Here is a 5157-nt window from a genome sequence, read left to right as displayed (position 1 = left end):
ACTTTCGCTAATTCAACAGCGTGTCACGCCAAGTTGCGTGCAAAACCGGGGCTAATCGGCGGTGGTCTGGCCATAGCTTTCAGCATTGTGCTCTTCCCGAAGAACCCGCTCAGCGTTCTGCGCGATGGCCGCAACGGTGTATTGACCGCGCAAAGGGAAATCCTTGCCCAGATTCGACCCGGCACTGATGCGTCAACCTTGTTAGACACGGGATGGATACTGACGGCGGCAGACCGACTCTATCAACAGCTCGGGCAGCTCATCGAAGCCCGCGCCACCGCCCGGCAGATAGCGCAGCTCGCCCCACGCCGGTGGGCGTTACGCAGCGCTACCCGCACCGCCGATCGCGCTGCCGCACAATTGGCTTTGCTTGCCGGCTCCGTGATGCATCTCACACGCACCGTTGCCGCCGCGAACAACGCAGGCACTGTCGTTGCCGAACCGCTGCGCGCCGCGCTCGACGACCTAGCCACCGCCGGGGCCGCCCTCGCCGATGACCTACCTGCCCTTGCCGCCGCGCATGCCGCGTCCGCGCGCCGCAACGCTGCGAAGCTACGCTCGACCACGCCTACCACGACCGATACCCTTTTGGCCGACATCATCGATACCTGTGCCGACGAGCTGCACCAGGTGGTCGACCTAAAACCGCAGTGCAAGAGTGTGGATTAGCTGGTGCGCGCTGCTGTAACAGTTCACGTGGGTTCGCCCTACAGTGGACTTCCAAGCCGCATAGCGACTGGACCACCGAACGGGTCCCCCTTCACGCAGCTGAGTCCCGGCCCGGACTCCCGCTACCGCCGGGGCGGGCGCGGTGGTCGGGGTGGGGGCCAGTCGGCAGGCGTCGCCCCGCGGTAGCGAACCTGTGAGATTGGGTGATGCGTCGCCATAGTTTCGGCCGGCGAACTGCGGCGACGTGGGTCGGGGCGCTGGTAGAACTCGATTGGCTCGTACGGGTCGAAGCGGCTGCCACGGGTCGGTGTCCGGCTGCGCGGCACATCCGGGTCGCGGCGGACGTCGCGCGCGGGCCGGCCGCGGCGCGACGCAGCGGGGTCGTCGTCTCGGCTGCGGGTGGAGCGCCGGTGCCGGGTCGCGTCGGGCCGGGATCGCCGGGACTCGGCACCGGCCGCGCGCCTGGCCGGCTGCCCGCGGGTCGCCGCCGCCGATTTTGCCCGGCTACCGGTCCCGCTGCGACGTGCCCGCGCTGCCACCTTGCCGGCACCGGTGTCGGCCGATCTGCCGCCTGCCCGGCCGATGATCGACGCGACCCTGGCGACGACGGCGTTGATGCGCCCGCCGGTGTTGCGTTCCGAGGCCGCGTGGGCGGCACCTGTCGAGCTCGCCGCCATCCCCAGATACCAGCGGATCATCCCGAGCAGCAGTACGCCGGCGGACGTGAACAGCATCAGCGGAAACCGCTCGATCAGCGGATAGCCGCAGTTGATCAGCAGATCCTTGAGTCCGCTGATCCTGGCGCCGCGCAACAGCCAATAGGCACTGGGCACCAGGCAGAACAGGATGAGCGGGGGCTGGATGACCGCGGTGAATATGCCGGACTGGCGCACCGCCAATACCGCCGCGACGCAGCCTGCGACATAACAGGCGGAGAACACGATGGTCAGCTCTTTGTCGGCCGATCCGGTGTCGACGGCGAAGCCCGCAACGGTAGCCGTCACCGCGATGACGACGGCCGCCCACCACGGCACGCCCGGGATGTTGGGATGGATCGAACGGTGGCTCGCCGTCACGGCCGGCCTCGCCCGCTGTCCTGACACAGGTTGACCGTACCGGCTCGGCGCCCGAAAAGCCGTAAAGACCTGCCCGGGCGGCGCCGCAAGCGGGTCGCGTCACACGCCTAGACTTGGGTTCCTGTGAGCTTGAGCCTGGGAATCGTGGGTCTGCCCAACGTCGGCAAGTCGACGCTGTTCAATGCTCTGACCCGCAACGACGTGGTGGCCGCCAACTACCCGTTCGCCACGATCGAACCCAATGAGGGCGTCGTCGCACTGCCCGATCCTCGCCTGGCCAGACTGGCCGAGATGTTTCATTCGGCGCGGATCGTCCCGGCACCGGTGACCTTCATCGACATCGCCGGGCTCGTCGCGGGCGCATCCGAGGGAGCCGGGCTGGGCAACAAGTTCCTCGCCAACATCCGACAGTGCGATGCGATTTGCCAGGTGGTGCGGGTGTTCTGCGACGACGACGTCGCCCACGTCGCGGGGCGGGTGGACCCCAAAGCCGACATCGAAGTCGTCGAGACCGAGCTGATTCTGGCTGATCTGCAAACGCTCGAGCGCGCGGTGCCCCGGCTGGAGAAAGAAGCCCGGACCCATCCCGATCGCAAACCCGTCCTCCAGGTGGCGACGGCCGCCCGGCAGGCGCTCGACGCCGGGCAGACCCTGGTCCGTGCGGGCATCGACGTCGCACCGTTGGCGGAGTTGAACCTGCTGACCACCAAGCCGTTGCTGTACGTGTTCAACGCCGACGAGGCGGTGCTGACCGACGCCGCGCGCGTCGCCGAGCTGCGCGAGCTCGTCGCGCCGGCGGATGCGGTCTTCTTGGACGCCAAAATCGAGGCGGAGCTGTCCGAACTCGACGACGAGTCGACCGCCGAGCTGTTGGAATCCATCGGGCAGAGCGAACCCGGGCTCGACGCGCTGGCCCGCGCCGGCTTTCACACCCTCAGGCTGCAGACCTTCCTGACCGCCGGGCCCAAAGAGGCGCGGGCCTGGGTCATCCACCAGGGCGACACCGCCCCCAAGGCGGCCGGGGTGATCCATTCCGATTTCGAAAGGGGTTTCATCAAGGCCGAAATCGTGTCCTACGACGACCTGGTCGCCGCCGGGTCGATGGCCGCCGCCAAGGCCGCCGGCAAGGTGCGCATCGAGGGTAAGGACTACGTGATGGCCGACGGCGACGTGGTCGAGTTCCGGTTCAACGTCTAGCACGATTCGATCGGAAACCGTGACCGTGTCGTGGTTCGGTTGTGACAAAAGGTAATCACCGTTGCTGACGTGGCTTGCTCAGGCCCGCTGCACACGGGCGCGGGGTGGGAGATGCCGGCCCCGAAGGACCGACGGGGCCGGTGTTGGCGGGCGCCACAGTGGGCCCGGCGAGCCCTGGTCATCGAGGCGGTGTGCGCGCTGGTCGCCGCGGCCATGGGCGTGGCCGGTGCCGCCCCGGCCCGGGCCACCGCGGTCCTGCGGGTGGGCACCTATCAGGGCATCCCCGGGCAGTTCTCGAGCATCCAGGACGCGGTCAACGCCGCCCAGCCCGGAGACTGGATCCTCATCGGGCCCGGCGACTACCACGAGACCGGCAATCTGGTGCCTCCCGGGCTGCCCGACACCACCCCGGGCAGCGCGGTGCTGGTGACCACGCCCAACATCTGGATCCGCGGCATGGACCGCAACAGGGTCGTGCTCGACGGCACCAAACCCGGGGCGCCGCAGTGCAGCCCGGCGGCGGCCGACCAGGACATCGGCCCGGGCAACAAAGGCCGACAAGGCATCCAGGTCTACGAGGTCAACGGGGTCAGCATCGAAAACCTGACCGTCTGCAACTTTCTGTCGGCACCCAACGGCGGCCCCGGCGGCAATGAGATCTGGTTCAACGGCGGCCACGAGACCGGCAAATTCCAGATCGGCAGCTGGCGCGGGGCCTATCTGTCGGCGACCTCGACATACTGGAACGGCATCAACCAGCCGTCGGCCACCTACGGGCTGTTCGCCAACAACACCTACGGGCCGGGGCTGTTCACGCAGGTCTACGCGAACAACCAGAGCGACTCGGCGTTTTATATCGGCGCCTGCCCGAACTGCAACTCGATCCTCGATCACGCCCACGGCCAGAACTCGGCCCAGGGATATGCGGGAACCAACTCCGGTGGGCACCTGATCATCCAGTACTCGGAGTTCGACAACAACAGAGCGGGGTTCTCCACCAACAGCCAGAACAACGCCGACCCGCCGTCGCCCCAGGACGGCTCATGCCCCAATCACGGGACCGGTCCGACCGGGACCCATTCGTGCTGGGTGTTCTGGCACAACACGGTGCACGACAACAACAACCCCAACGTGCCCGCCGTCGGCGAACCCGCCCACCTTCCCATCGGGACCGGGGTCCTGGTCTCGGGAGGCCGGTTCGACACCGTCGTCGACAACAACATCTACAACAACGGGTCGTGGGGCGTGCTGCTGGCTCCCGATGTCTCCACCCGCGCCTACGTCTCCTACTCCGCCAACTGCCACGGCGGCCTGGGTGCGCGGGCGCTGAATTTCTGCTACTACGACGACTGGGGCAACGAGGTCGCCGACAACACCCTGAGCAACAACGGCACGTTCGGCAACCCCAGCAACGGCGACCTCGCCGAGATGTCCAACCTGCACCTTCCCGGCAATTGCTTTCACGGCAACGTCGACGGCTCGGGCGCGACCGTCAACGCCAAGCGCATCCAGATCGGCAGCAAACAAGTTACTACCGCCCCACCGCTTCTGCAGTTCTTCCCGCACAACATCTGCGGAATCCCGGACGTCGGCGCACCGCTGCCCAGCGTCCTCGGTCTGGGACTGCTGTGCGCCTCGGAGGAGTTCGGCCCGTGCCCGACCACCCCGATCACCAAGTACCCCGAGCAGACAGTGGTCCAGATGATGCCGCTGCCCGCCCAGCCCACCCTGCCCGATCCGTGCCTGGGCGTGCCGCGCAACCCGTGGTGCCCCAACAACCCGGTCAGCCAACCGTCGTATCCGGTGCCGGGATCGCCCGTTTCGTAGTGTTCTCCGGGGTTTTCGAGCGCCGGCTACGCGTTGCCGCCGGCCCCGCCGGGCCCGCCGGCCCCGCCCGCCCCGCCGGTGGCGTCAGTGGGCGTCACACCGGGCTCGCCGGGCTGGCCGGCCTGCCCGGCGACGCCGTCACCGGCGCCGCCGGTACCGCCGTCACCGCCGGTCCCGCCAGTCCCGCCGATGCCGCTGGTCTCGGTGGCGTCACCGCCGACACCGCCGTCACCGCCAGTTCCGCCCGCGCCGCCGACCGCGGCACCGGCACCACCGTCACCGCCGTCACCCCCGGTCCCGCCGGCAAGCCCGGCCGCGGGGCCGGTGCCCCCGGTGCCCCCGGTCCCGCCGTCACCGCCGGCTCCGCCGGTGCCGAGTTCGGAAGTGC

The 5157-nt window shown here is 68.5% G+C and carries 3 protein-coding genes and 2 pseudogenes; 3 read left to right on the top strand and 2 right to left on the bottom strand.

All coding sequences use genetic code 11. From position 1 onward, the window contains the following. A pseudogene (locus F6Q13_RS16680) lies at positions 1-669 on the top strand (aromatic acid exporter family protein); the annotation flags it as partial. 122 nt (positions 670-791) lie between these two features. Here the strand turns inward: F6Q13_RS16680 and F6Q13_RS16675 are convergent. Then, positions 792-1745, bottom strand: coding sequence for a DUF6542 domain-containing protein (locus tag F6Q13_RS16675; protein WP_293058899.1), 954 nt, complete (start codon positions 1743-1745; stop codon positions 792-794). Between the two features lie 123 nt (positions 1746-1868). Here F6Q13_RS16675 and ychF point away from each other — a divergent pair, with 123 nt between their 5' ends. Both ychF and F6Q13_RS16665 read left to right on the top strand, forming a co-directional pair. Beyond that, positions 1869-2942, top strand: a complete 1074-nt coding sequence (gene ychF, locus F6Q13_RS16670; protein WP_293058896.1) for a redox-regulated ATPase YchF — start codon at positions 1869-1871, stop codon at positions 2940-2942. A gap of 69 nt (positions 2943-3011) precedes the next feature. Then, positions 3012-4769: a hypothetical protein gene (locus F6Q13_RS16665; protein ID WP_293058893.1), complete on the top strand. Its 1758-nt coding sequence runs from the start codon at positions 3012-3014 to the stop codon at positions 4767-4769. A 26-nt stretch (positions 4770-4795) separates the two neighbouring features. On the opposite strand, the pseudogene F6Q13_RS16660 reads toward F6Q13_RS16665, so the two are convergent. Continuing rightward, positions 4796-5157 (bottom strand): annotated as a pseudogene (locus F6Q13_RS16660) (hypothetical protein); the annotation flags it as partial.

This window comes from Mycobacterium sp. (genome assembly GCF_008709575.1).
In the GTDB taxonomy this organism is placed as follows: domain Bacteria; phylum Actinomycetota; class Actinomycetes; order Mycobacteriales; family Mycobacteriaceae; genus Mycobacterium.
Note: the sequence above shows the minus strand (reverse complement) of the source record. Positions and strands in the feature narration are given on the sequence as shown.